Source organism: Thalassolituus sp. UBA3500, assembly GCF_002377545.1.
Taxonomy (GTDB): Bacteria; Pseudomonadota; Gammaproteobacteria; order Pseudomonadales; family Oceanobacteraceae; genus Thalassolituus.
On the sequence record NZ_DFQB01000010.1, the window covers coordinates 42,131 to 68,635 of the forward strand.

Genomic DNA, 26,505 nt, shown 5'->3' on the forward strand with positions numbered 1-26,505 from the left:
CTCATCGAGTATCAGTGTGTGAGACCTGGAACACACTGATGCACATAAACGGCTGGCCTATTACGGCCAGACCGGGACAAACCTCGCCTGACTTTGCATAATGCTGCCTGATTATTATTCCCTGGTAAGAGAGCGCATCATGCCCTGGCAACCTATCAGTAAAGCGGATCACCGCTGTTTTGGCTGTGGTACAGAAAACCCTCACGGTCTGAATATGAATTTCGAAACGGATGGCGAAAAAGTCAGAACCACTGTGACGATTCCGGAGCATCTTCGTGGGTGGGCAAAACTGGCGCATGGCGGTGTTACCTCAACCATTCTGGATGAGGTCATGGGGTGGGCCAGTATGTATTTTACGAATAAATATCCACTGACCCGCGATCTTAGTGTGACTTTCCGGAAACCAGTGTTTGTTGACCAGACCGTGGTCGCGACGGGATGGATCAAAGAGCAGAAAAATCGCCGGAAATATCTGCTGGTCGGTGAGCTTCACGATGACCAGGGAGAACTACTCGCTACCTCATCATCCGAATTTGCCATGCTCGAGAAAGAGCAGTTTCTGAACCTTGGTCTTGTCGGTGAGGACGACCTTGATGCTATGACCTGCACCTTTTCTTCATCTCATAACTACGGGCATGGTTATTCCGATGACTGACAATACGAAGGTGAAATCTGCCCTGATCGTCGAAGGTGGCGCCATGCGGGGTATTTATAGTGCAGGCGTTCTGGATGAGTTTATAAGAGCCGATTATTACCCGTTCGACTGGTACTTTGGTGTGTCAGCAGGCGCTTCAAATACTGCGGCGTATATCGGTAAGCAATATGGTCGTAATTACAAAGTAATCACGGACTACTGCCGCCGGCCCGAATTTAAAAGCCTGAGACGCTTCCTGCGAGGAGGGCACCTGATTGATATCGAATGGCTCTGGGATATTACCGAACGCGAGTTGGATATTGGTTTGGATGAGATCGATAAACGTAAAGGGCGTTTCCTGGCTGTTGTTACCGACGCTGAAACAGGAAAGGCCGAGTATATAGCGCCTGAGCGTGATGAGTTATTTCAGGCAATCAAATGCTCTGCTGCGATGCCTATCGCGTTTAAGGGGTCTGTTCCTTTCCGAGGGCGGACCTGGCTGGATGGCGGTGTTGCTGATTCGTTACCCGTAAAAGAGGCGTATCGTCGCGGTGCGCGGAAAATTATGGTGATTCGTTCTAACCCCGCGTCGTATCGGAAGCAGGCATATCGCTTCAGACATCTGTTTCCGTACATTCTCCGACAGTATCCCGCGGTGGCCAAGCGGCTTCAGCGTCGTCACCTTGAATACAATGAGGCGCTCGACTTCATCCGTAACCCTCCAGCTGACTGTGAGGTGATTGAGTTATGCCCTCCAGAATCATTTTCTGCAGGTCAGTTCACGACGGATATGCAGGTGCTGGATGAAGCGTATGAGATGGGTAAGGAGGATGGTTTGAGAGTCCTTTCTCAGAACTTGATCTAACGCAACTCAGGGACGCTTCTTTACACACTGCGATCGTAGACGGCAGTATAGTAAGCGTCTGATTCACATCTTGCGGAGCACACAATGTCACGTAAAACACTTGTAACAATTCACCTTTACCTGGCAGCTTTTTTTGCTCCCATTATGTTGATAATGGCGGTATCTGGTGGCCTCTATCTTTCAGGCATCAAAGGGTCTTTTGAAAAGGGCGAGACGATATTTGTGCCCGCGGTTCAGATTGATGCTGATCAGGAAAAAGAGTCGCAGGTTAAGGAAATACTTCAACAGGCGGGACTGGATACCGATTTCGAATATGTCAAAGATCGTGGCAGGTTGATGCAGACCCGCCCTACTAGTCGCGATTACTTTGAGCTGGAGCCGACAGCTGATGGCATGAATATTACGCCGGTCTCGCCCGACCTTGTGGCCTCGCTTATGGAGCTTCACAAAGGCCATGGCCCCGGCTTGTTCCGTATTCTTGAGCAGATCACAGCTTTAGGTCTGATCCTGATTCTGATTTCGGGTCTGATCATTGGTCTGAAATCCCCTCTGCTGAAGAAACCTACTATCGGTCTGACAGCAGCGGGTATCCTGGTCTTTGTTATTCTGGCCGCAGTGCTTTAAGAACACGCGGTCATGGTAGAAATAAAAAAGGGCGCTCAGCGCCCTTTTTTATTTGGGTGATTTCTTGCTCACTCAATCGACTTGATTGGTTTGGCGAATCAGGAAACCCTCAGGCCAGTACGCTACTTGCCTGGGTCTGTAGCCCTTTTTCAATTTCCGCGTACGACTTTTTACACCAAACGCGGGTGCGCTGACGCTCCATCAGTGAGAGAGTGCCTTCTGCGCGCTCAGTCAGGTTGCCAGCGGCCCAGAAGTTGAGGGATAGCTTGTCGATTTTTCGCATGGTGCCATCGTGCAGCTCATTAATGGCGATGGATGCTTTGGGGGTAATTCCCGCGTCAGCGATTGTCTTCTCAAGGCTACTGAAATCGCCACCACGGCCATAGTTCTTCACCAATACACACGGCAGCTCATCCTGATAGCGATCAAGGAAAGCCGCAGCCAGTCGCGCTGAGTCCATACCATCATCGACCACGTACCAGAAGTAGCACTTCACACCGGTTTCTTCACACAGAGCGCTGACATCGTTGTCTTCCATCCAGCGCTTCAGAAAACGCTCACTCTGAGCGGGCAGGTCAACAACAACATTAACGTCGTTCTCCAGTGCCGTCTCAATAATACGATCGGCACTTTCGAACTTATCCAGGTTTACAGGTTGAGTGAACTCAGGGTAAAAGCGGGTCAGGGTGTCGTGTGACTGGTCGGCATCGAAACCTGCGTAGTGCATGTTGTGATCAAGAAAGTACTGCGACAGCAGACGGGAAAATACGGATTTACCGACACCGCCTTTTTCGCCACCGATAAAGTGGATTGTGCTCATAGTGTATCCCTGCGATGCCTGCATAAGCAGCAGGCTGAAAATGTAAGAAGATCGACTAAGCTAGCACAAACTGGGTGTCGGAATTATTTCAATTGTCACCTTTGACGTCGATCACCTGAGCGATTTCCGATCATGAGGCTGGGTAAAATCCAGCCCAGGACCCAGCGGCACGATGCGCGTCGGGTTGATCATATCGTGGCTGTAATAGTAGTGGCGCTTGATGTGGGAGAAGTCGACCGTCTCCGCAACGCCCGGATGCTGATACAGATCGCGCACGTAGCCACTGATCGCCGGGTAATCTTCGATGCGGCGCAGATTGCATTTGAAGTGACCGAAGTACACGGGATCGAAGCGGATCAGCGTTGTGAACAGGCGCCAGTCAGCCTCTGTCAGGACACTTTGGTCTCCATCTCTGACCAGGTAACGCTGCTCCGTCAGTCGTTCCTCTAGCCAGTCCAGTGAGTCAAATAATTCGCCGAAGGCAGCTTCATACTTCTCTGCTTTAGTAGCGAAACCGGCTTTGTACACACCATTATTGACCGTGTGATAGACGCGCTCATTCACCTCGTCTATTTGAAACCGGAGTTCTTCCGGATAAAAATCCTGAGTGTCGCCAGTGAGATCATTAAACGCTGAGTTCAGCATACGGATAATTTCAGCAGATTCGTTGCTGACGATACATTCCTGCTGTTTATCCCAGAGCACAGGAACCGTAACCCGCCCCGTGTAATCGGATTTATTGCGGGTATATATCTGGTGCATAAAGTCGCTGTGGTAAAGCGGGTCGCCAGAACTGCCTGCCTCGGTATTGAAGGTCCAGCCGTGATCCAGCATATCGGGAGAAACGACAGATACACCAATATGCCCAGCAAGTCCTTTCAGCTGACGAAATATTAGGGTGCGATGTGCCCAAGGGCAGGCGAGAGAGACATACAGGTGATAGCGGCCGGACTCGGCCTTGAAACCGGCATTACCGGAAGGGCCAGCGCTGCCGTCTGCCGTTACCCAGCTTCGCAGTTGCGCGTCTTCGCGTTCGAACGCACCGTCTGACTTATCGGTGTCGTACCATTTGTCGTGCCACTCACCTTTTACCAGCAGTCCCATCTGAGCCTCTCTTGGTCATCATCTTCTGTTCAGATTAGCAGCGGACAGCACGGGTAAAAACCGGGATTCTGGAACAATAGGTTGCAGGCGCGGGCGGAACCGGTAGCTCAGGTGCCGCAGAAGGTCCTGAACACCTGCTCTGCTGGCAATGGGGGCGCTTCATATGCAGCGTATTCGGCATGCTGCTCGTAGGGTGACTTCAGCGCAGCCAGTAAAGCGTCAAACGGAGTGTAGTCCCCTTCTTCCGCCGCTGAGATCACCGCTTGCACCTGATGGTTGCGGGGGATGATGCCAGGGTTATTCTGTTTCATTCGCTCTTCAGCCGCTTTCAGCTCATCGCGTTCGCTCAGTCGTGCCTGCCATTTGCTAATCCACTCTGACAGACGCTGCTTGATATCATCCGTTGAGCGGGCATCAGGCGAATCAAATAGGGTAAACAGAGCGCCGGTATCAATATCCGAGTCTGTACAGTCACTCAGTCGTCGGAAAAACAAAGTAAAGTCGAGATGGCTTTCATCAAGAAGGTCGAGCAGTGATTCGAAAAACTCCCGGTCGCCAGTCTCGACTGAGCTGAAGCCAAGCTTCTTCGCCATGCCCGATTCCCAGGCATCTTGATGCATCTGGACATAGTCATTGAGAATCTGAGTGGCGTCATCAATCGCCTGTTTCTCCGCAGCTTCGCTGTCTGTGTCATTCATAAACAAAGGCAGCATAGCTTCCGCCAGACGGGTCAGGTTCCACTGGCCAATAGCAGGCTGGTTGATGTAAGCGTATCGCCCTTGTTGATCGATCGAGCTAAAGACTTTTTTACGATTAAAGGCATCAATAAATGCACAGGGGCCGTAATCAATGGTCTCGCCGCTGATGGTCATATTGTCGGTGTTCATCACGCCATGAATAAATCCAAGGTTCATCCATGATGCAATTAATTCTGCCTGTTTTTTAACGATATTTTTAAACAGTGATAAATAAATATTCTCGCTTTCAGGACTATTTTTAAGCTTGGGGAAATGCCGGTCAATCACGTGGTCTGCCAGTGCTTTCAGGGCGACATGATCTCTGCGCATCGCAAAATATTGAAACGTCCCGACACGGATATGGCTGGAGGCAACACGGGTGAATACGGCGCCCGGTTCACGCTGTTGGCGGATCACATGTTCGCCCGAGCTGACCACAGCGAGTGCCCGGGTGGTCGCAATACCTAAGGCATGCATGGCCTCGCACAGGATGTACTCGCGCAGCGCAGGCCCGAGAGGGCTGCGACCGTCTCCACCGCGCGAAAAGGGGGTGCGCCCAGATCCTTTGAGTTGGATATCTTTCAGCTTTGCGTCGCTATCATAGAGGTCGCCCAGCAGGATGGCGCGGCCATCGCCAAGTTGTGGATTCAGGTTGCCGAACTGATGCCCCGAATACGCCATCGCCAGTGGATCGGCATTGTGTGGCACCAGATTACCGGAAAAGACCTGAGCGAGTTCTTCATCATCGGCATCGCTGAATTCGATATTTAATTCGGTCGCCAAAGACGTATTGAAACGAATCAGTGTCGGAGTTTTTACCGGCGTCGGCATCACCCGCTCAAAACATTGTACAGGGAGTTGCGCGTAGATATTTTCGAACGGAAAGACGACGGGCATAACAGTGCAACCAATAATAACCGAGTGTGTTGATAGGGTATTATTGATTGCGGCTTATGTATACCTCAAGCCTCTGGTTTACAGAGCCTGAAATCAGGCGCCGAATGGCGGGACGCCAATGAGTACCGCGTGCGCCCAGAAAGCGAAGCCAGCCCAGGCGCCAAGAGAGACAACGAGGGTTATCCCATCGCGCATCAGCCCCTTATACTCACGCACGTTGCCGGCAGCCTTATCCCGACGACGTGATACAGCAAAGCCGGCGATACCCCAGATCAGGAAGGTACCGAACAGCAGGACGTCGTGCAGGCCGCCGTTGGCGATAATGTGGGCAAATGCCCAGAGCTTGATGCCCAGATACATCGGGTGGCCTGTTGCTACCTGAAGACGGTTTCCCGGAATCTGGCTGGCAAAGAGCAGTAAGAAGGCAGGTAAGGTCAGCAACGCTGCAATATGACGCGTCCAGACCGGTGGTTGCCAGAGGTAAACGCCCTCGGCACGGGCGTCGCCGTATCCGTAGACGAGGCACACCAGACCCACGATGGCGAAGAGAGAGTACAGGCCTTTCCAGGGTAAGAGGCCGACTTTTTCGACCATGGAATTGCGCCATTGGTTGGCAAACAGGTTGACTGAATGACCACCGACAAATAGCACAAGGCCGAGAATCAGAAGTTCCATAATTATCCCCGGAAACGCGTAATGAAAGTCTGTAGAACACTACGTGATCAGAGTGGGGCAATCAATAAAGAAATCGGAACTGATTGTTCTGAAAGCAATAAAAAGAGCACCCGCGAACGGGTGCTTAAAAAGGGCCTTAATGATGCCGGGTCTCCCAACAAACCGACATCAGCCCAGGAGGAGAAATGCAGCGCATTTCATACCAGAGGAGAGGTGAGAGAGCGTTGTTTAAAAGAAACCCAGTGGGCTGGTGGCGTAGCTGACCAGCAGGTTCTTGGTCTGTTGATAATGCTCCAGTGCCACTTTGTGGGTTTCACGACCAATACCGGATTTCTTGTAGCCACCGAACGCGGCGTGTGCCGGGTAAGCGTGATAACAGTTAGTCCAGACGCGGCCTGCCTGAATGCCACGACCCATGCGATAAGCGCGATTCATGTCACGGGTCCAGACACCCGCACCCAAGCCAAACTCAGTATCGTTAGCGATTTCCAGCGCCTCGGCTTCGTCTTTGAAGGTCGTTACGCTGATCACCGGGCCAAAGATTTCTTCCTGGAATACGCGCATTTTGTTGTGGCCTTTGAAAACGGTCGGCTGGATGTAGTAGCCGGTCTTGAGGTCGCCTTCGAGTTTCTCTGGCGCGCCACCGATCAGGACTTCAGCGCCTTCCTGTTTACCGATTTCAATGTACTTCATGATGCGCTCGTACTGTTCCTGCGAGGCCTGAGCACCGACCTGAACGTCCGTATCCAGTGGATTACCGCGCTTGATGGTCTGAGCACGCTCAACGACCTTGGCGATAAATTCGTCGTAAATACTTTCCTGAATCAGAGCGCGGGATGGGCAGGTACAGACTTCGCCCTGGTTAAAGAAGGCGAGCACGGTGCCTTCGACGGCTTTGCTCAGGTAGTCGTCTTCCATCTGCATCACGTCTTCGAAATAGACGTTCGGCGACTTGCCACCCAGCTCAACGGTGCTTGGGATCAGAGTTTCTGCTGCGCAGCGCAGGATGTGCTGGCCAACCGGAGTCGAGCCGGTAAAGGCGAGCTTAGCGATACGGTCGCTGGTGGCCAGTGCCTGACCGGCTTCTTCACCGACACCATTAACAATATTGAGAACACCCGGTGGCAGCAGGTCACCGACCAGTTCCATTAGCACAAGAATGGACGCCGGGGTTTGTTCAGCAGGCTTCAGAACTACGCAGTTTCCGGCAGCCAGCGCTGGGCCCAGTTTCCACGCGGCCATCAATAGCGGGAAGTTCCACGGAATAATCTGGCCAACGACGCCCAGAGGTTCATGAACGTGGTACGACACAGTGGTCTCGTCCAGTTCAGCCATACTGCCTTCCTGTGAACGCAGGCAGCCGGCGAAGTAACGGAAGTGGTCGATGGCCAGAGGAATATCTGCTGCCAGAGTTTCGCGCACGGCTTTACCGTTATCCCAGGTCTCGGCAACGGCCAGCATTTCGAGGTTTGCTTCCATTCTGTCTGCAATTTTGAGAAGAATGTTTGAGCGCTCCTGCACTGAGGTTTTGCCCCATGCAGCCGCTGCAGCGTGTGCGGCATCGAGTGCTTTATTGATATCGTCGGCGTCAGAGCGGGCAACGCGGCAGAACACTTCGCCGTTTACCGGGCTGACATTGTCCATATAGTTGCCATTAACCGGAGCAACGAACTCACCGTTGATGTAGTTACCGTACTGTTCTTTATAGGATACGACAGCGCCCGGCTGTCCTGGGTTTGCATAGATCATGGTGTTATCTCCGTTGTTATTCTTACCGGTCCTTTCAGGTCTTCGACTAAAGTATTAGTCGGCCCAATCTGCCGGCGTTTTCTGTTGTGTGACTCCAGAGTATGTGGTCTATTGGGGTGATGACTTGCACGACAGTCCGCAAGAATGTTCTCTGAGTCCCGCTGGTGTCAGGATGTGTAACTGGCCCGCAATTACACACGAGAGCGGACTGGCAGACAGAGGCTTTTTCTTAGAACGACTCTATGTAACGACGACGGCGCATTTCTTATGACTACAGAACATCGACCGGGCAGTATGGCTGCACTCGCAGGTGCTCATCGCCAGAAAGTCGTCCCCAGCGAATTAATAGAAAACCGTACGGTATATGCCAGCCAGTTAGCCGAGTTATCTGTGTATGACACTTATGAACAGGCCGATCGTATCCGTCTGGATGCTGGTGAGTTGTTGTACTGCGGCATGATGACCGGCCGGAAAGTCATGCACGGTATGGATGGCTTTTCGACAGAATTTCTTCCCCACGAGTCCTTCGTTGTTGCGCCCGGTGAATATGTTGAAATCGACTTTCCCGAAGCCACGTTAGACACCCCCACCACCTGTATGACGCTGGAAATACCCCGTGAGACTCTGCTGAAAGTCTGCGATCAGCTGAATACTGTCAGCGAGCGACCGAAAGATCTGGGTGAGTGGGAAGTCGAGACACGTCAGTGGCATCTCGCTCACACCGATGCTACTCAGCAGCTACTAGAGCGTATCGTCGCCAGCCACGTACAGAAAGAAGACGATTGTGACCTGGTATTGAACTTCGGAGTAAATGAGCTGGTAGCGCGGATGCTACGTCAGCAGGGGCGGGATTTCTTACTGCGTTGTGTGCAACAGAACCCGACCCAGTCGGGCCTGACGAATGCCGTGGCTTATATTGAAGAGAATCTTGCACAGTCGGTGGATATTGATCAGCTTGCGCGTGTTGCCTGTATGTCGCGCACCAAGCTTTTTCAGCAATTTAAAAACAGCCTCGGGTGTAGCCCAGCCCAATACCAGCAGCAGCGTCGCTTAGAACATGCCTGCAAACTTATCCGCAGCGGAAAAAGTATTACCAGTACCTGTTATGAACTCGGGTTTTCTAATCCAAGTCATTTTTCCCGTCGCTTCCATCAGCAGTACGGCATGACGCCGAGAGAATTTGCGTCGCGTTAATTTTTTGGTTTTTATTAATTTTAATTTTTTATTTTCTTTTAAAAATAACGACGCGCTTTTCATCCTTACAAATGCAGGATAAACCAAACCTATCTTCGATGTAATTGATCGTTTTTTCGTGCATAAAAATTACATGGGTCGGATCACGGTTGTAATGCCAGTGCATGAATTTTTCGGCATTGCTCCAGCGACTTGTCATTAAAGCCAGAAGGCCTCCCGGCTTTAACATTGATACTAATTTTTTAAGTTCATCTTCCGGGTGATGAAAGTGCTCAAAGCATTCAGTGGCTGTGATGACATCGTACGGCGGGGACAATGCCTTCGGAAAGAAAAACGGGTCATAGTTATCACAGTGGATGCCGTTCTGCTCAAGCAACACAGAAAGGGTGGGGCCCGGACCACAACCATAGTCCAGCGCTATTGTCTTTTCTTTCTGCTCGATGAGATCTAATAACGGCGCCAGCAGAATATTCAGAAACCCGACATAGCCTTCGTCATCTATGCTGTTCTCGTGGGTTGCATAGTATGCTTTCTCTTCATCTGCACTCAGGTAGTCGTCGGGATGCATATACGCCAGATAACACTGCCCGCAGGCGAGATAACGACGCGGCATGGCGCTGTCGAGAACCGAAATCTGCTCTGTTTCGTGGCACAAAGGGCAGGGGGGATAAGTCATGTCGGGTATTCCGGTGTGTGCATTTTGCCTACGGCGACCAATTCCGCGACAATAGAGTGCATAGTATCCAGCTTCTGAGAAGCCCGGCAATCATGAGACAGTAATGAGGCGCACAAACCCATGACAACCCGTATCGCCATCAACGGTTTTGGACGTATCGGCCGCTGTGTGCTGCGTGCGCTTTATGAAAACGGTTACCGGCAGGACATCGAAGTGGTCGCGATCAACGAGCTGGCAGACATTGAGTCGCTGAGCTACATGCTGCGTTACGACAGTACGCACGGTCGCTTCAATGGCACCGTCAGCATCGCTGATCAGCAGCACCTGATGGTCAACGGCGATCGTATCTGTGTTCGTCATATCAGTGATCCGGCAGAACTGGATTGGGCTGCGCTGGACGTGGACCTGGTACTGGAATGCAGCGGCCAGATCCGCTCACGCGAAGATGCCGAGCTGCACCTCAGCCGCGGTGCGAAGAAAGTACTGATTTCGAACCCGGCAGACAGCGCAGTCGATAACACCATCATTTATGGTCACAACCATGACTCACTGGCGGCGGATCAGCGCATTGTTTCTAACGGTTCCTGCTCGACCAATGCTCTGATTCCGGTACTGACATTGATTGATCAGGCCTATGGCATTGAAGCCGGGGTCACGACCACCATCCACTCCGCGATGAATGATCAGCCAGTGATTGATGCCTACCACTCAGACCTGCGTCGTACCCGATCATCTGTGCAGAGCATTATTCCTGTCGATACCGGGTTACCCGCGGGGATCGAGCGCCTGATGCCGCAACTGGCCGGCAAAATAGAGAGCCTGCACGTGCGTGTGCCTACCATCAATGTCTCGGCGTTGGATATCACGTTGCAACTCAACAAAGCGACAGATACCGAAGCGGTGAATCAGTTACTGGCAACGGCGGCTAACCAGAGTTTCGACGGGATTCTTGGCCTGACCCGCGAAGCCCACGCCTCTATCGATTTTAATCATGATCCGCGTTCCGCCATTGTGGATGCGACTCAGACCCGGGTCAGCGGCGGACGCTTGCTCAAACTGTTGGTCTGGTTTGATAACGAGTGGGGCTTTGCTAACCGTATGTTGGATACGGCCAGTGAGATGATTGTGATCAAGGCCTGATTAAGCGCTTTTCTCTTCCCCAAACTGTAACTCGGCCAACCGCTTATACAAGGGCGAGCGTTCAAGCAGTTCATCGTGCGTGCCGACAGCCACTATACGCCCCTGGTCCATCACAACGATGCGGTCGACGTGTTTGATGGTCGACAGACGATGCGCGATCACAAAGCTGGTGCGGTTCTGCATCAGTTTATCTAACGCCTGTTGCACAAGGTATTCGCTCTGGGCGTCTAAGGCGCTGGTGGCTTCATCAAGCAGAAGGATTTTCGGATCGTGCAGAATCGCTCGGGCGATGGCCAAGCGTTGCTTCTGACCACCCGATAGTTTCACGCCGCCTTCTCCCAGATACGACTCGTATTGTTCCGGCAGCTGCTGAATAAATTCATCGGCATGCGCCGCTTTGGCGGCAGCGAGAATATCCGCATCGGAGGCGTCAGGTCGGCCGTAGCGCAGGTTTTCCAGCACGTTAGTGCTGAACAGCACCGGCTGTTGAGGCACCAGAGCAAACTGGCTGCGCAGGCTCTGTAACTGCCATTCAGGTAATGGTGTGCCTTCCACCAGAATTTGCCCATGTTGCGGATCACGAAAGCGCAGCAGCATATCGAACAGGGTGGATTTGCCTGCCCCGGATGGCCCGACCAAGGCAATGCGCTCGCCAGCGCGTACCTCGAGATTGAGTTCTGTTAAGGCTGCTTTGTCTTGCCGCGAAGGGTAGTGGTAACTGACCTCTTGAAATGCAATCTGAGTCTCGCTGTGCTTTACGGCAGGAGTCACATTGTCGGCGGGTGATCGTATATCAGACTCCGCAGCCATCAGTTCACGAATACGCTCTGCTGCGCCCGCCGCGCGTTGAACTTCTCCGTAGACTTCGGTCACCGCGGCCAGCGAGCCGCCGACCATGATGGCGTAAAACACAAAGGCGGCCAGATCGCCGCCACTGAGACTGCCGGTAATCACATCGTGACCACCGACATACAGCATGCCCGCAACGGACCCCATCACGAGAACCATAACCAGAGCAATCATCAGGGCGCGCTGTTTAATCCGCAGTAAGGCGACATCAAAGGCAGATTCCGCCGCGTCGCCAAATTGTTTATTCACACTGTCTTCACGGGTAAAGGCCTGCACGACTTTGATGTGTTGCAGACTTTCGCCTGCCCAGGCGCCGACGCTGGCGACTTTGTCCTGGCTTTCGCGTGAGAGTTTTTTCACTTTTCGACCGAAAAACACCATGGGAAATACCACCAGAGGCACCGCCACTAAAACGATCAGGCTGAGTTTGAGGTTGGTGATAAACATCAGGGTAATGCCGCCCACGAACGTGAGGGCATTACGCAGAGCAAAGGAAAACGACGAGCCAATTACAGTTTGCAGAAGGGTGGTGTCTGTAGTGATCCGGCTCTGGATTTCGCCGGAAAGATTATCCTCGAAGAAGGAGGGAGGCAGTGTGACTAAGTGTCGGTAGAGCGTTTTACGGATATCAGCGACTACCCGCTCACCCAGCCACGAGACCATATAAAACCGGAAGTAAGCCCCGACGGATACTGCAACCACCAATATGGCGAAAAAGATCACCGCGTCTTTCAGGCCTTCGACTGAACTGGCCGCGAACCCCTGATCGATCATCAGACGCACGCCCTGACCAAGGCTGAGCGTCAGGCCTGCCGTAGTCACCAGCGCGATCACTGCAATGGTTAAACGCAGTTTGTAAGGGCGGATAAATTGCCAGAGCCAGCACAGCATCAGAAAGCCTTTGAACCGTAATTACATGGAAGGCTAAGCAGGCTATCGGCACTTACCGAGGTAAACAAGGTAAAGGTCAGTTCTGGGCGGTGATTGTCATGTGTGGGCCGATGAAACGCACTGTTCATGCTGGTATACTCCGCGCGATTTCTAACCAACTTATTGGCATCGCTCCGCTTTGACCGCCGCGCGGTGTCTGTTTGAAGTGGGGTAGTGCGGAGTCAGGCTGAGCGTCTGTCGCATGGACGCGACAGCCGAGCGTACAGGGATGTATCCACCGCGTCTCAGCATGGCTATGCACTATCACGCTGAAGAATTTAAAAGACTCCATTATCTGGGACATGACTATGACTGTTTTGAAAATGACCGACCTGGACCTGAAAGGAAAACGGGTTCTGATCCGCGAAGACCTGAACGTGCCGGTAAAAGACGGCAAGGTGACTTCTGATGTGCGTATCCGCGCGTCACTGCCAACCATTCAGCACGCGCTTGAAGCCGGTGCCAAAGTCATTGTGATGTCTCACCTCGGTCGTCCGACCGAAGGCGAATACGCCGAAGAGTTCTCCATGCAGCCTGTGGCTGATCACCTCGCTGGCCTGCTGGGCCGCGACGTAAACGTTGTTAAAGACTTCCGCGCTGGTATCGAACTGGCCGACGGTGAACTGGCACTGCTCGACAACGTGCGCTTTAACAAAGGCGAAAAGAAGGACGAAGATGAACTGGCCAAAGCCTACGCCGAACTGTGCGACATCTTCGTCATGGACGCCTTCGGTACCGCGCACCGTGCTCAGGCGTCAACTCACGGTGTGGCTAAGTTCGCACCGGTTGCCTGTGCAGGTCCTCTGCTGGCGGCAGAGCTCGACGCACTCGGCAAAGCACTTGATAAGCCAGCACGTCCGCTGGTCGCCATCGTGGGTGGTTCTAAAGTGTCGACCAAGCTTGAAGTACTCGAAAGCCTGTCTGACATCTGTGACCAGATCATCGTGGGTGGTGGTATCGCTAACACTTTCTTAGCGGCAGCAGGCAAGCCTGTTGGTAAGTCACTGTACGAAGAAGACCTGATTCCAGCGGCGAAAAAGCTGATGGAAAAAGTGTCTATCCCAGTACCAACCGACGTAGTGTGCGGTAAAGAATTCTCTGAAACTGCCGTGGCGACTCTGAAGTCTGCAGATGAAGTAGAAGCCGACGACATGATCTTCGACATCGGCCCGGATTCAGCCAAAGCACTGGCCGAGCAACTGAAAGAAGCCAAAACCATCATCTGGAATGGCCCGGTCGGTGTGTTCGAATTCGATCAGTTCGGCGAAGGCACCAAAGCACTGTCACTGGCGATCGCTGCGTCTGATTCTTTCTCCATCGCAGGTGGCGGTGACACCCTGGCAGCCGTAGATAAGTACAACATCGCAGAGCAGGTGTCTTACATCTCTACCGGTGGCGGTGCATTCCTTGAATTCGTAGAAGGCAAAGTACTGCCAGCGGTTGCGATTCTGGAAGAGCGTGCGAAGTGAAAACGCTCTTGTTGAGTGCTGTGTGCCTGCTTACAGCTTGCGCACAGCACACAATTGACGCAGATTCTGCGGTCCAGCAATCGGTGGATCAGCAGAACAGACATTTTGAGACGATGGGCGTGCCGAGGAATCACCAGCCTCAACCGCAAGCACCGTTCTACTAGGCGTTAGCCGAAAGAAAAGGTTTAGCTTAGAAAGATTGTCTCCATTTAAACCCCAGCAATGCTGGGTTTTTTTGTATTGACCACCTTGCCGCCCGACATTCTCCCCTTGAGGTTTCTATCCCTCCCTTTAATCGCTAGAATACCCGGATATTTTTTAGTCCCCATTTTATAGACCCATTGAAGGTATTCACATGGCATTGATCAGCATGCGTCAGATGCTGGACCACGCAGCCGAGTTCGGCTACGGCGTACCAGCGTTCAACGTAAACAACCTCGAACAGATGCGCGCCATCATGGAAGCGGCAGACAAAACGGATTCTCCTGTGATCGTGCAGGCTTCTGCAGGTGCTCGTAAGTACGCGGGTGCGCCGTTTCTGCGTCACCTGATTCTGGCTGCCATCGAAGAATTTCCGCATATCCCGGTGTGCATGCACCAGGATCACGGTACGTCTCCGGCGGTATGTCAGCGTTCTATCCAGCTTGGCTTCAGTTCGGTGATGATGGATGGCTCTCTGGGCGAAGACGGCAAAACCCCGACCGACTATGAGTACAACGTTGATGTGACTCGTCGCACCGTTGAAATGGCGCACGCCTGTGGTGTGTCGGTAGAAGGTGAGTTGGGTTGTCTGGGTTCTCTTGAAACCGGTCAGGCGGGTGAAGAAGACGGTATTGGTGCAGAAGGCACCCTGTCTCACGATCAGATGTTGACCGACCCTGAAGAAGCGGCTGACTTCGTGCGCAAGACTCAGGTAGATGCCCTGGCGATTGCTTGTGGTACCTCACATGGCGCGTACAAGTTTACTCGTCCGCCTACAGACGACATTCTTGCCATCGACCGTATCAAAGAGATCCATAAGCGTATCCCGGATACTCACCTGGTAATGCACGGTTCGTCTTCTGTACCTCAGGAGTGGCTGGCAATCATCAACGAGTTCGGTGGTGAAATCCCTGAAACTTACGGTGTGCCGGTTGAGCAGATCGTTGAGGGCATCAAGTACGGCGTGCGCAAAGTAAACATCGATACTGACTTGCGTCTGGCATCTACCGGTGCGATTCGTCGCTTCCTGGCAGCGAACCCAGCTGAGTTTGATCCGCGTAAGTACTTCAAAGAGTCTGTCACTGCGATGAAGGATATTTGTATCGCTCGTTATGAAGCGTTCGGTACGGCGGGCAACGCCTCTAAGATCAAAGCGATCTCTCTCGACGATATGTTCGAGAAGTACCAGAGCGGTGCTCTTGATCCAAAAATCAGCTGATCTGTCGATCTTGCTGGTAGTTAAAAAGGCGCTTCGGCGCCTTTTTTCTTGTCTGTTATTCCTGCATTATCTAAATATAACTGAGAAGGAATGATATGAGCTGGTTAGAACATAAAATACCGCCACCTGTGGTTGGTGCGCTTTGTGGGTTACTCATGTGGGGAATCAGTACACAGACTGTGGCAATCAATTGGTGGGGATTCACCGCGCAGGCTATCACTGGGCTGCTTGTATTGTTGGGGCTGTTTCTGGATTCCGGTGGACTTCTCTCGTTTATCCGCAGTAAGACCACAATCAACCCAGTAAAAATCGAAAACGCATCAGCGTTGGTCACAGGCGGGGTTTATCGATTCACCCGTAATCCGATGTATCTGGGGATGGCTCTTCTGCTGACTGCACTCGCTGTTTGGCTACAAACCCCGCTGGCATTTGTTGGCCCCGTGTTATTTGTGGGATACATCACTCGCTTTCAGATCATCCCTGAAGAGCGTGCACTGCAGAAGCTCTTCGGGCAGGAGTACCTTGATTACTCGCAACGGGTGAGACGTTGGCTGTAGCGTGTATTGGTAAAAGGTCTTAGGCAGCGCGGAAACACATTTCGGAATTCCGGCATATACTGTAGGGGTTTTCCTTTCGGGCCTTTTGTATGTCTGATTATTCCGATGCTCTCGACCAGCTGGCTTTGGCCTTCGACCCTGTCGCTGTGCTGGCAGGGCACAAGCCGCTAGAGCAAACCTTGCTGGGCTTGCTTTATGCTGCCCGCACGAAGCTGAGGATGGAGGTTGGGTTCATATCCCGTTTTGATGGTGATATGCGCACTTTTTACTTGGTTGACTCGGCGCCCGGGGTCAACATTGTCCAGTCTGGCGGATCAGAGTACCGGGGTGAAAGTCTGTGCCAGCGCGTTGTCGATGGCCGGGCTTCGCAGTTGATCGCAAATGCTCAAACGGTTGCCGGTGCCAATGATCTCACCGCTGTGAAACTGGTGCCTGTTGGGGCTCATATCAGCGTTCCGATTGTATTTTCTGATGGCACTGTTTTTGGGACCTTTTGTGTCTTCAGTCGTTATGCCATCCCTGAGCTCAATCATCGAAGTCTGGCTATGTGTCGTGTATTTGCGGATGTGGCATCGGCATTGATCGAAGAGGTGAGTGCTCTGCCTCAGTACGAGTCACATTATTGTGCGAAGAAGAAAATCGAAGTAACGGAACTACTGACAGAGGGCAGGTTGAAATATGCGCCTGCGGCGTTGATTAATTTAAACACAGGCAAGCAGTTGGGCGTCGAATTGATGCCCACACTGACTCAAGCGACTGAGACTATCGCAAGCCCTGTGCTGCTAATGCATGAGGTGATTCGCTTAGGTCTGGCGAATTTAATCGGTGTTAATTTAATCGAGCGGGTGATTTCAACATTATCGACAACACCTGATGAACATTTCGTAGCGATAAATATTACGCCGCAGCTTCTGGCAGAGTTCGATTTTCTGGAGTGGTTGAATAAAGACATGTGCAAGCGTGTCGTTTTCGAGATATCAGAGCACGATCGCGTTTCGAGTTATCATGATCTCAAGAGGATTCTTCAACCTATACGGACATCTGGCATACGCTTGTCGATTGATAATGCCGGGGCCGGATTCGCCTCCATGCAACATATATTGCAGCTGCAACCTGAGTTCGTGAAGCTGGATGCTGGCCTCACCTGTGGTATCGCTTCTGACCGCGGTCAGCAGGCCATGTTGCAGGCGTTGCTGATTTTTTCAAGGGCACAGGGTTGCACGTTAGTAGCTGACGGAATTTCGAATAAGTGGGATGAGGAGTACCTCCTTCACTCTGGAATATCGGTTGGGCAGTATGATCGTTCGTTCCGTTGCTCTCTGCCTGGGGCTTGCACCCGTACGTCTATTTGAGATTATATTTTCAAATGGCGTATTTTGTCTTTTCTGGTTAGCTTTCCGGTGAGTATTGGTGCAGTAACTGCGATATTTATCTGCATTTTCCACACAATCCGCTTCGTCTCTGCAAGAATATTTCACACTAATGCCTTATATTTGACCTGAGTGGAAAATGCCGCCAAGAGTTGCCTTGTGAGACATGTTTAATTCCGACAGAGTGCTATAGTTCCATGGTGAAAAGTTTGAAGGTATTACTGAATGGAAAAGCGCCCGGATGTCGCGAGACAGCTCGCAGAGGTGATCAATGAACCTGCTCCCAAAAGCCCGGAAACACTAAAAACAGCCATCTCCAGCCTGATACGTTCCGTTCGGGACCGGCTTGATATGGATGTGGGTTTTTTGTCCGAGTTCAGTCAGGATCAGCGCGTATTCCGTTTCGTCGACTGCGCCAGTGATGCCAACCTGGTGTCTGAGGACAGCTGTGGCCCACTAAAAGATAGTTTCTGTGAAATGATCGCTGATGGCCGCCTGAAGCAATTGGTTCCGGATACCGAATCCAGCGGCGAGACAGATTTAGTACCTGAGTTCACAACTATCCCGGTAAAGTCTCATGTTAGCGTCCCTGTGGTGCTTTCTGATGGGCATACGTTTGGCACCTTCTGTATTTTCAGTCGTCAGGTAAAACCGAAACTCAACAACCGCAGTCTTATGCTGGTGCGGGTTTTCGCTGATGTGATTGCAGCCTTGATTGAGGACGCCCGAAAAGGCAGTGAAGAAAACCGTCAGCGTCAGGAGGTTATTCTTGATATCCTTGAACGTGATGAGTTGCTTCTGCATGCTCAGCCCATCTGTGCGCTTACAGACCGCTCAGTGCAGGGGTTTGAACTTCTGGCAAGGCTGTCAACCGACCTGGATCTGTCACCTGCTCAGTTATTTATCGATGCAGACCGTCTTGGCTTGTCGTCTGCGATTGGTTTGAGAGTCGTTGAGAAATCTAAGGAAGCGTTAGCAAGGCTGCCAGCGAATGCCTATGTTTCAATTAACGTCACGCCTGCTTTCCTCTTACAGTGCGATATCTCTGGAATTTATACGCCGGAAGAAGCCAGGCGTATTGTTCTGGAGCTCACTGAGCATGAAGAAATTCCTGACTATGATGTTCTCAATGCGCGCTTAAAGCCTCTGCGTGATGCGGGGATGCGTCTGGCCATTGACGATGCTGGTGCAGGATATGCGAGTATGCGTCACATTCTTTTGCTCAGCCCGGATATGTTGAAGCTGGATATGAGCCTGATCCGCGATATTGATCAAGACAGAGATAAGCAATCTCTGGTCGCTGCGCTGAGAGGGTTTGCCGAGGTGCAAGGGTATAAGGTTGTCGCCGAGGGGATCGAAACAGAGGCTGAATTAGCTGAGCTGCAGACGCTCTCTATCGGATTCGGACAGGGATATTTATTGTCACGCCCTCAGCCATTGGCGACGTTTGAGTCCTGAGCCTTTCGTGGCTCAGGATGCTGCTGCCGTATCTTTAATTTTCTGTACCATCGCGCGTAAACCATTGCCTCGGGTTGGGCTAAGGTGCTTCACCAGGTCGACCTGCTTAAAATATTCGTCGCTGTCGAATGCGAGAATCTCAGCAGGCGTTTTGTAGTTATATGCTGCGAGCACCATTCCTAATAGCCCGCGAACGATATGGGCGTCCGAATCGGCTTCAAATACGAGCTTTCCATCATCGCTTGCATGGTCGATCCAGACCTGACTCTGGCAACCGCGCAATAGAAAGTCGTCCGTTTTTTTATCGTCACTCATGCCCGGTAATTCTTTACCGAGATCGATAATGTATTTGTAGCGCTCTTCCCAGTCATCGAAAAAGCTTAAAGTATCGACAATATCTTCGCTGGTAATGCTCTTACCAAACGGGCTTTCGATAGACATATGCGTTCCTTATAGAGATTCAATGAATGAGCGTATGCGCAGTGCTGCTTCTGTGCACTCTGCGGTCGGAGCAACCAATGCCATGCGGATACGGTTGCTGCCCGGATTAATGTCATCAACGGTGCGAGACAGATAGGACCCTGGCAATACGGTAACGTTCTGCTGGGCAAACAGTTGTTGAGCAAACGTTTCTTCGTTGATCGGAGTTTTTGGCCATAAATAGAAGCTGGCCTCGGTTTGTTTAACATCCAGAACTGGGCTGAGAATATCGAGTACAGAGCTGAACTTCTGTGTGTATTCCTGGCGATTCTTAATCACGTGCTGCTCATCGCTCCAGGCGGCAATACTGGCCAGTTGCGTATGAACCGGCATCGCGCAGCCGTGATAAGTTCGATACAGCAGGAAGGGTTTCAGCAGATCTTCGTCACCAGCGATGAAGCCTGAACGCAGACCGGGAAGGTTAGAGCGCTTGGATAGCGAGTGGAATACGACGCAGCGTTTGAAGTCTTTGCGGCCTAGCTGTTCGCAGGCTTCCAGCAGACCCATCGGTGCATCTGCACCATCGACATAAATTTCTGAATAGCACTCGTCACTGGCCAGAACAAAATCGTACTGATCAGCGAGATCAATTAACTTTTTAAAGTCTTCCAGCTTAAGCGTTGAACCTGTCGGGTTACCGGGCGTGCAGACGAACAGCATCTGACAGCGGTGCCAGATTTCCTCCGGCACGGCATCGTAATCTGGGTTAAATCCATTCTCTTCGAGACACGGCAGGAAGTGCGGCTCAGCACCTGAGAGGTACGCTGCGCCCTCGTAGATCTGGTAGAAGGGGTTAGGAGAAACAACCAAAGGACGGTACTGACAACGGTTCACCACAGCCTGAGTGAAGGCAAAAATAGCCTCACGGGTACCATTGACTGGAATGACCTGAGATACAGGGTCGACGTTTGCCAGTGAAAAGCGGCGCTCCAGCCAACTGGCAATCGTTGAGTTCAGCTCAGGCAGGCCCTTAGTCGTTGGGTAGTTCTCTACGCGTTGCAGTTCAGTGCGAAGAGTGTCGAGAACAAACTCCGGCGCTGGGTGCTTAGGTTCGCCAATCGACAGGGCGATATGCTCCAGATCTGCAGGAGGCGTGACTTCGCCCTTCAGTTTGGCCAGTTTTTCAAATGGGTAAGGCTGGAGTTTGCTCAGATCTGGGTTCATGCCGCTTCCGGTCTTGTTGTTCAGAAAGCGCGCATTATAGCCCTTTTACAGCGCAATTCCGATTGTGTGAAGTAAACAAAAAAGCCCCGCCAGTTCGCACTGGCGGGGCTTCTTATGTGCTAGTTAAAGCAGGTATTACTTAGATGCTTCAACGATACGCTTCATGTCGGTCATGTAGCCACGCAGCTCAGCACCAACCCACTCAACTGGGTGGTTACGGATAGCTTCGTTCACTTCAATCAGACGAGCGTTGTCTACCGAGTTAGACTTCAGGTTGAGACCTTTACCAATCACGTCAGTACTGATGTGTGGCATGAACTTCTCGCGCAGCAGAGGTACGGCAGCGTGAGAGAACAGGTAGTTACCGTATTCAGCTGTGTCAGAGATAACCACGTTCATCTCGTACAGCTTACGACGTGCAATCGTGTTCGCGATCAGTGGCGTTTCGTGCAGAGACTCGTAGTAAGCAGATTCTTCAACGATACCGCTTTCAACCATAGATTCGAACGCCAGCTCAACACCAGCCTTGATCATTGCAACCAGCATGATGCCGTGGTCGAAGTATTCCTGCTCGTCGATTTCAACGTCAGACGCTGATGCTTTTTCGAAGCCAGTTTCTGCGGTTTCTTCACGCCATTTCAGCAGGTTTGCATCGTCGTTCGCCCAGTCAGCCATCATAGTGGAGGAGAATTCGCCTTCCATGATGTCAGCCTGGTGCTTGCGGAACAGAGGACGCATCAGTTCTTTCAGGTCTTCAGCCATGTCAAACGCAACGATTTTCGCTGGGTTAGACAGACGGTCCATCATGTTAGTGATGCCGCCGTACTTCAGCGCTTCAGTGACAGTTTCCCAACCGTACTGGATCAACTTAGAGGCGTAGCCTTCGTCGATGCCGTCGGCAACCATTTTCTCGAAGCCCAGGATCGCGCCAGTCTGCAGCATGCCGCACAGAATGGTCTGCTCGCCCATGAGGTCAGACTTAACTTCAGCAACGAAAGAAGATTCCAGACAACCAGCGCGGTGACCGCCAGTGGCAGCAGCCCATGCTTTAGCGATGTCCCAGCCTTCGCCTTTAGGGTCGTTTTCTGGGTGAACAGCGATCAGAGTCGGTACACCGAAACCACGCTTGTATTCTTCACGTACTTCAGAACCTGGGCACTTAGGTGCAACCATCACAACAGTCAGGTCTTCACGGATTTGCATGCCTTCTTCAACGATGTTGAAACCGTGGGAGTAACCCAGGCAAGCGCCTTCTTTCATCAGCGGCATAACGGCAGTAACAACAGCAGTGTGCTGCTTGTCTGGCGTCAGGTTCATCACCAGGTCAGCCGTTGGGATCAGCTCTTCGTAGGTACCTACGTTGAAGCCGTTTTCAGTCGCGTTTTTCCACGACTGACGCTTCTCTGCAATGGCTTCTGCACGCAGGGTGTAAGAAACATCCAGACCCGAGTCGCGCATGTTCATGCCCTGGTTCAGGCCCTGAGCACCACAACCAACGATGACAACTTTTTTACCTTTCAGGAATTCAGCTTCAGAAGCGAATTCAGAACGGTCCATGAAACGGCAGCGGCCGAGTTGATCCAGCTTTTGCTGGAGGTTCAGAGTGTTGAAGTAGTTGTTACTCATCTCTGCGTCCTCAAATAAGTGGGTTAGATAGAAATAATCGGTGAGAATTTTAGGGTATGAACCTCGTTGCGTAAAATGCTATATTTGCGTCGAGGTGTTGCGTTTTTTGCAACGCTTCAGTGGCTGGCCATGCCAGAAAACAGACACCTCTGGGTTAATCGATGGATTACAAGGACTTACGGGTTTTTCTCACGGTCGCTGCGACTCAACATCTGGGGCAGGCCGGACAGCAGCTGCATATAAGCCCTTCAACTCTGAGCCGTCGGATTGCGCGTATGGAAGAGGATGCGGGCGCAAAGTTACTTGTTCGTGACAATGGACCTCTGACTCTAACCTCGGCAGGAGAGCTGTTCTTTCAACATGCAGAGCAGACGCTGGATGCCTGGGAGTCGATGCGCTCTGCGGTCAATGCGGATGTCAGCGAGCTTGAAGGATCTTTGACGCTGTATTGCTCGGTGACGGCGAGCTACTCCTTTCTGGCAGACCTGTTGGCACGTTTCCGGGAGCGGTATCCCAAAGTCGATTTGCGCATCCATACCGGTGATGCCGCAGCCTCCATTCCAAGAGCAGAGTCCGGTGATGCTGACGTTGTGATTGCTGCGCGTCCCGAACAACTCTCACCAGACCTGACCTTTCGCGGAATTTCAGAGTCCCCATTGCTGTTTATCGCCCCGAAAGCAGTGGGAACTGTTCCGCAGCTTACGCAATCAGAGATTCCATGGGCAGAAGTGCCTATGGTGCTGTCAGAAACCGGGCTAGCCAGAACCCGAGTGAATCAGTGGTTTGCCTCAAGGAGCCTCACTCCGAATATTTATGCTCAGGTGACAGGGCACGAAGCCATCGTCAGTATGGTCGCGCTGGGCGTCGGGGTCGGGGTTGTCCCTCAGGTGGTATTGCAGAACAGCCCCTTGTTGAGCCGTGTTCGCGTATTGTCGGTTACACCAGAGCTGGAGCCCTTTCTGATTGGTTTGTGCTCCCGTACCGAACGACTGAATGAGCCAGTCCTGCAGGCCTTATGGCAAACAGCGGGGCGGTGACATGGCCAGATGCTCGGCTTTGGACCATAATAGCCCTGACTTTACCCACACCTCTAATAAAGCAGGGGTTACACATTAAGGAACATAGTGTGAGTGATAACGAAGACGCTCCGGTACCGGTAGCGACAAAGCGCGATCGAAAAGGCATCTATCTCCTGCCTAATCTGTTTACAACTGGGGCGCTGTTTTCCGGTTTCTACGCAGTGGTCGCAGGTATGAATGGTGATTTTGAAAATGCAGCGATCGCGATCTTTGTTGCGATGGTGCTAGATGGCCTTGATGGCCGTGTAGCACGTATGACGAATACCCAGAGTGATTTTGGCGCTGAATACGACAGCCTCGCCGACATGGTCTCGTTCGGTGTCGCTCCTGCGTTGGTCGCTTTCAGTTGGGCGTTGCAGGACTTAGGTAAGGTAGGCTGGGTGGCCGCATTTGTTTATTGCGCTGGCGCCGCTTTGCGTCTCGCGCGTTTTAACACCCAGTTGGCGGTGGCGGATAAGAACTACTTTACCGGTCTTGCCAGTCCATCAGCTGCGGCTATTGTGGCAGGTAATATCTGGGTGTTTACCGAATCAGGAACTCAGGGTGCCGATGCGGCCTGGTGGATGGCGATTATAGTTACCGCAGCGGGCCTGCTCATGGTCAGCAACTTTAAGTACCATAGTTTCAAAGGTCTGGATCTGCGCGGCAAGATTCCGTTTGTCGCACTACTGGCGATTGTGATGGGCTTTGCAATCGTGTCGATTGACCCGGCGACCGTCCTGCTGGCTGTCTTTATGCTCTACGCGTTGTCAGGTCCTGCGTGGGCGGTGAAAGAAAAACTGTTCGATTGACGACTATACGAATGTAGACAGAAATATGGAAAGAAGCCCGGCACTATCGCCGGGCTTTTTTGTCACAGCCGTTCAGATATTAAGAGGTGTATATGCTGATTCCCAAACGCCGCTATCCGAAGATTGCCCCTTCTGAGATCACGCCTGAAGAACTGTACGTGAATCGCCGTTTATTCATGAAAGGCAGTCTCTCGGCCGCGGCGGCCCTGAGTACTATTCAGGCGCAGGCATTAGTTACTCCCGAAGGAGGGAGCCGCTTGCCTGAGGGGCCAGAGTGGTTACAGAAAGCCGTTGTTAACGCTGCCGAAACAGCATTTGGTGCGGGTGAGAAAACGGCACCGTACAGTTCGGCGACCCAGTACAACAACTTTTACGAGTTCGGAATGAGTAAGTCAGACCCATTCGAAAACTCAGGAAAGTTCAATGCACACCCCTGGCAAGTAGAGATAGAAGGGGACTGCGAAGTAACAGGGAGTTTTGAACTTGAAGACCTTATAAAAGGGATAGATCTTGAAGAGCGCATCTATCGTTTACGCTGCGTCGAGGCCTGGTCAATGGTTATTCCTTGGGTTGGCTTTCCTTTGGCTGACCTGATTAAACGATGTAAACCTCTGTCATCGGCGAAATACGTCGAGTTCGTGACCGTTGAGCGCCCGAAAGAGATGCCGGGGCAGCGTTCGGTATTCTCTACCATTGATTGGCCATATCGCGAGGGGCTGAGAATGGATGAAGCAATGAATCCACTGACCATAATGGCGGTTGGTATGTACGGTAACGTGCTGCCTAACCAGAATGGCGCTCCGATGCGCTTAGTCGTCCCTTGGAAGTACGGCTTTAAGAGTATTAAGTCGATTGTGAAAATTCGTTTCCGCGAGACGATGCCTGCGACGACCTGGAATGATCTGGCTCCTCAGGAATACGGCTTCTATGCCAACGTAAATCCAGAGGTAGATCATCCACGCTGGAGTCAGGCTTCAGAACGAAGACTCCCAAACAGTATCTTCAGCCCTAATCGGATACCGACTGAAATGTTCAACGGCTATGGTGAGCAGGTAGCGCATTTGTACAAAGGAATGGATCTTCGTAAATGGTACTGACAGTAGACCAACGCCGCTGGCTGGTGGGGGTAGCCGGGGTGTTGCCTCTTGTCTACATAGTACAAGCAATAGTACGTGTGCAGACTGGCGAGTGGGATCTGTTGGGGCCTGAACCAGGAAAAGCGATTACCCACTTTACCGGAACCTGGGGCTTCAACTTTCTGATTGCGACACTGGCGATAACGCCGCTGAGTCGTCACTTGGGGCAAAAATGGCTGGTGCCTCACCGGAGGATGCTGGGCCTCTATGCGGCTTTCTATGTATCTTTGCACGCATTAGCGTACCTGGCTTTCCTTCTGGGATGGCAGTGGGGTGAGTTAGGTCGTGAGGTCGTGGAGCGTCCGTATCTCATGGTCGGAGCTTTGTCCTGGTTGCTCTTGTTGCCGCTGGTGGTCACCTCGACGAAATCGTGGCAGAGAAGGCTGAAAAGGCGTTGGAAGCGACTACACCAACTCATTTATGTAATCGTAGCCCTCGCAGCCGTTCACTATTTATTACAAATCAGGGCTAGCTGGTTTGAGCCTGTTGCCTACACTCTTATAGCTGCATTCCTACTGGCCTTAAGACTATGGTTTTTTGCTAAGAAGAAACGCGCCAGAACTTCCTGAAAATTATTACAGAAAGTAGTTGACCCAAATCGCCGCATCTCTATAATGCGCCGCTCTTGATCGTTACCCAGCACAACGCTGAAAACGAACAAGAAATGGGTCAAAAAAAGGTGTTGACCAAGTCTGAAAAGACTGTAGAATGCGCCGCCTGATCCAACAGAGTCGCTCTTCGGAATGCTCTGATTTAGGTTATTAACTTGTTGATTTTAAAAGATTTTTTAAAAATTAACGGTTGACAGCGAAAGGTTCTCTGGTAGAATGCTTCGCACTGATTGAGACGCTACGGCGACTTGGTTGGATGTCAAAAATTGAGAGGTTCGCCTCTTAAGAAAGTTTGAAAAAACTTGTTGACATTGAAAGCTGCTTCTGTAAAATACGCAGCCCGCTTTGAGAGAAAGCTTCTAGCGAATCCAAAGCAACGTTCTTTAAAAATTAGCATTAAGTAATTCGTGTGGGTGCTTACTGAGATGTTGTGGAGACATAAGATTTCAA

At 51.7% G+C, this 26,505-nt stretch carries 24 protein-coding genes; 14 read left to right on the forward strand and 10 right to left on the reverse strand.

The features are described from left to right. The first annotated feature begins 139 nt into the window (after positions 1–139). The 3 genes from B2R29_RS03135 to B2R29_RS03145 all read left to right on the forward strand — a co-directional run bounded on the left by B2R29_RS03135 (position 140) and on the right by B2R29_RS03145 (position 2,123). On the forward strand, positions 140–655 hold the full coding sequence (locus B2R29_RS03135) for a PaaI family thioesterase (protein ID WP_301179746.1): 516 nt from the start codon (positions 140–142) through the stop codon (positions 653–655). Then, complete coding sequence (locus B2R29_RS03140; protein ID WP_301179747.1) at positions 648–1,499, forward strand: patatin-like phospholipase family protein; 852 nt, start codon at positions 648–650, stop codon at positions 1,497–1,499. The genes B2R29_RS03135 and B2R29_RS03140 overlap by 8 nt, the downstream gene beginning before the upstream one ends. Before the next feature lie 84 nt (positions 1,500–1,583). Then, positions 1,584–2,123 carry a PepSY-associated TM helix domain-containing protein gene (locus B2R29_RS03145; protein ID WP_301179748.1) on the forward strand — a complete coding sequence of 180 codons (540 nt, stop codon included), beginning with the start codon at positions 1,584–1,586 and terminating at the stop codon, positions 2,121–2,123. A gap of 109 nt (positions 2,124–2,232) precedes the next feature. On the opposite strand, the gene B2R29_RS03150 is transcribed toward B2R29_RS03145, so the two are convergent. The 5 genes from B2R29_RS03150 to B2R29_RS03170 all read right to left on the reverse strand — a co-directional run bounded on the left by B2R29_RS03150 (position 2,233) and on the right by B2R29_RS03170 (position 8,105). After that, positions 2,233–2,943 carry a mobilization protein MobD gene (locus B2R29_RS03150; protein ID WP_301179749.1) on the reverse strand — a complete coding sequence of 237 codons (711 nt, stop codon included), beginning with the start codon at positions 2,941–2,943 and terminating at the stop codon, positions 2,233–2,235. 111 nt (positions 2,944–3,054) lie between these two features. Further along, positions 3,055–4,047 carry a glutathione S-transferase family protein gene (locus tag B2R29_RS03155; protein WP_301179750.1) on the reverse strand — a complete coding sequence of 331 codons (993 nt, stop codon included), beginning with the start codon at positions 4,045–4,047 and terminating at the stop codon, positions 3,055–3,057. 107 nt (positions 4,048–4,154) lie between these two features. Beyond that, positions 4,155–5,681, reverse strand: a complete 1,527-nt coding sequence (locus B2R29_RS03160; RefSeq protein ID WP_301179751.1) for a protein adenylyltransferase SelO — start codon at positions 5,679–5,681, stop codon at positions 4,155–4,157. A gap of 93 nt (positions 5,682–5,774) precedes the next feature. Next, complete coding sequence (locus B2R29_RS03165) at positions 5,775–6,356, reverse strand: NnrU family protein (protein ID WP_301179752.1); 582 nt, start codon at positions 6,354–6,356, stop codon at positions 5,775–5,777. 228 nt (positions 6,357–6,584) lie between these two features. Further along, positions 6,585–8,105 (reverse strand): aldehyde dehydrogenase family protein, encoded by a 1,521-nt coding sequence (locus B2R29_RS03170; protein ID WP_301179753.1) that lies wholly within the window; start codon positions 8,103–8,105, stop codon positions 6,585–6,587. A 267-nt stretch (positions 8,106–8,372) separates the two neighbouring features. Between B2R29_RS03170 and B2R29_RS03175 the strand changes: the two genes are divergently transcribed. Continuing rightward, complete coding sequence (locus B2R29_RS03175) at positions 8,373–9,299, forward strand: AraC family transcriptional regulator (protein ID WP_301179754.1); 927 nt, start codon at positions 8,373–8,375, stop codon at positions 9,297–9,299. A 28-nt stretch (positions 9,300–9,327) separates the two neighbouring features. Here the strand turns inward: B2R29_RS03175 and B2R29_RS03180 are convergent, their stop codons facing one another. Next, positions 9,328–9,975 carry a class I SAM-dependent methyltransferase gene (locus B2R29_RS03180; protein ID WP_301179755.1) on the reverse strand — a complete coding sequence of 216 codons (648 nt, stop codon included), beginning with the start codon at positions 9,973–9,975 and terminating at the stop codon, positions 9,328–9,330. Positions 9,976–10,095: 120 nt separating this feature from the next. Between B2R29_RS03180 and B2R29_RS03185 the strand changes: the two genes are divergently transcribed. Then, positions 10,096–11,115 carry a type I glyceraldehyde-3-phosphate dehydrogenase gene (locus tag B2R29_RS03185; RefSeq protein WP_301179756.1) on the forward strand — a complete coding sequence of 340 codons (1,020 nt, stop codon included), beginning with the start codon at positions 10,096–10,098 and terminating at the stop codon, positions 11,113–11,115. Here the strand turns inward: B2R29_RS03185 and B2R29_RS03190 are convergent, their stop codons facing one another. Next, positions 11,116–12,855, reverse strand: a complete 1,740-nt coding sequence (locus B2R29_RS03190; RefSeq protein WP_301179757.1) for an ABC transporter transmembrane domain-containing protein — start codon at positions 12,853–12,855, stop codon at positions 11,116–11,118. A gap of 347 nt (positions 12,856–13,202) precedes the next feature. On the opposite strand from B2R29_RS03190, the gene B2R29_RS03195 reads away from it, so the two are divergent. The 5 genes from B2R29_RS03195 (at position 13,203) to B2R29_RS03215 (ending at position 19,168) form a co-directional block, all read left to right on the forward strand. Further along, positions 13,203–14,363: a phosphoglycerate kinase gene (locus B2R29_RS03195; RefSeq protein WP_301179758.1), complete on the forward strand. Its 1,161-nt coding sequence runs from the start codon at positions 13,203–13,205 to the stop codon at positions 14,361–14,363. Positions 14,364–14,718: 355 nt separating this feature from the next. Next, positions 14,719–15,783: a class II fructose-bisphosphate aldolase gene (gene fba / locus B2R29_RS03200; RefSeq protein ID WP_301179759.1), complete on the forward strand. Its 1,065-nt coding sequence runs from the start codon at positions 14,719–14,721 to the stop codon at positions 15,781–15,783. Positions 15,784–15,878: 95 nt separating this feature from the next. After that, the gene (locus tag B2R29_RS03205; RefSeq protein WP_301179760.1) at positions 15,879–16,340 is read left to right on the forward strand and encodes a methyltransferase family protein; all 462 of its coding nucleotides are present in this window, start codon (positions 15,879–15,881) and stop codon (positions 16,338–16,340) included. An 89-nt stretch (positions 16,341–16,429) separates the two neighbouring features. Further along, positions 16,430–17,692, forward strand: a complete 1,263-nt coding sequence (locus B2R29_RS03210; protein WP_301179761.1) for an EAL domain-containing protein — start codon at positions 16,430–16,432, stop codon at positions 17,690–17,692. 243 nt (positions 17,693–17,935) lie between these two features. Then, positions 17,936–19,168, forward strand: a complete 1,233-nt coding sequence (locus B2R29_RS03215) for a sensor domain-containing phosphodiesterase (RefSeq protein WP_301179762.1) — start codon at positions 17,936–17,938, stop codon at positions 19,166–19,168. A 12-nt stretch (positions 19,169–19,180) separates the two neighbouring features. Here B2R29_RS03215 and B2R29_RS03220 read toward each other — a convergent pair whose 3' ends face one another. The 3 genes from B2R29_RS03220 to ilvC form a co-directional block, all read right to left on the reverse strand. Beyond that, positions 19,181–19,609: a SufE family protein gene (locus tag B2R29_RS03220; RefSeq protein WP_301179763.1), complete on the reverse strand. Its 429-nt coding sequence runs from the start codon at positions 19,607–19,609 to the stop codon at positions 19,181–19,183. A gap of 9 nt (positions 19,610–19,618) precedes the next feature. Further along, complete coding sequence (dapC, locus tag B2R29_RS03225; RefSeq protein WP_301179764.1) at positions 19,619–20,812, reverse strand: succinyldiaminopimelate transaminase; 1,194 nt, start codon at positions 20,810–20,812, stop codon at positions 19,619–19,621. Between the two features lie 135 nt (positions 20,813–20,947). Continuing rightward, on the reverse strand, positions 20,948–22,438 hold the full coding sequence (gene ilvC / locus B2R29_RS03230; protein WP_301179765.1) for a ketol-acid reductoisomerase: 1,491 nt from the start codon (positions 22,436–22,438) through the stop codon (positions 20,948–20,950). 161 nt (positions 22,439–22,599) lie between these two features. Between ilvC and ilvY the strand changes: the two genes are divergently transcribed. The 4 genes from ilvY to B2R29_RS03250 all read left to right on the forward strand — a co-directional run bounded on the left by ilvY (position 22,600) and on the right by B2R29_RS03250 (position 26,013). Beyond that, positions 22,600–23,475, forward strand: coding sequence for an HTH-type transcriptional activator IlvY (ilvY, locus tag B2R29_RS03235; RefSeq protein ID WP_301179766.1), 876 nt, complete (start codon positions 22,600–22,602; stop codon positions 23,473–23,475). 89 nt (positions 23,476–23,564) lie between these two features. Further along, the gene (pssA, locus tag B2R29_RS03240; protein ID WP_301179767.1) at positions 23,565–24,308 is read left to right on the forward strand and encodes a CDP-diacylglycerol--serine O-phosphatidyltransferase; all 744 of its coding nucleotides are present in this window, start codon (positions 23,565–23,567) and stop codon (positions 24,306–24,308) included. Positions 24,309–24,400: 92 nt separating this feature from the next. Continuing rightward, positions 24,401–25,405, forward strand: a complete 1,005-nt coding sequence (gene msrP / locus B2R29_RS03245; RefSeq protein WP_301179768.1) for a protein-methionine-sulfoxide reductase catalytic subunit MsrP — start codon at positions 24,401–24,403, stop codon at positions 25,403–25,405. Beyond that, positions 25,396–26,013: a sulfite oxidase heme-binding subunit YedZ gene (locus B2R29_RS03250; protein ID WP_301179769.1), complete on the forward strand. Its 618-nt coding sequence runs from the start codon at positions 25,396–25,398 to the stop codon at positions 26,011–26,013. Before msrP ends, B2R29_RS03250 begins: the two co-directional genes overlap by 10 nt. The last annotated feature ends 492 nt before the right edge of the window (positions 26,014–26,505 follow it).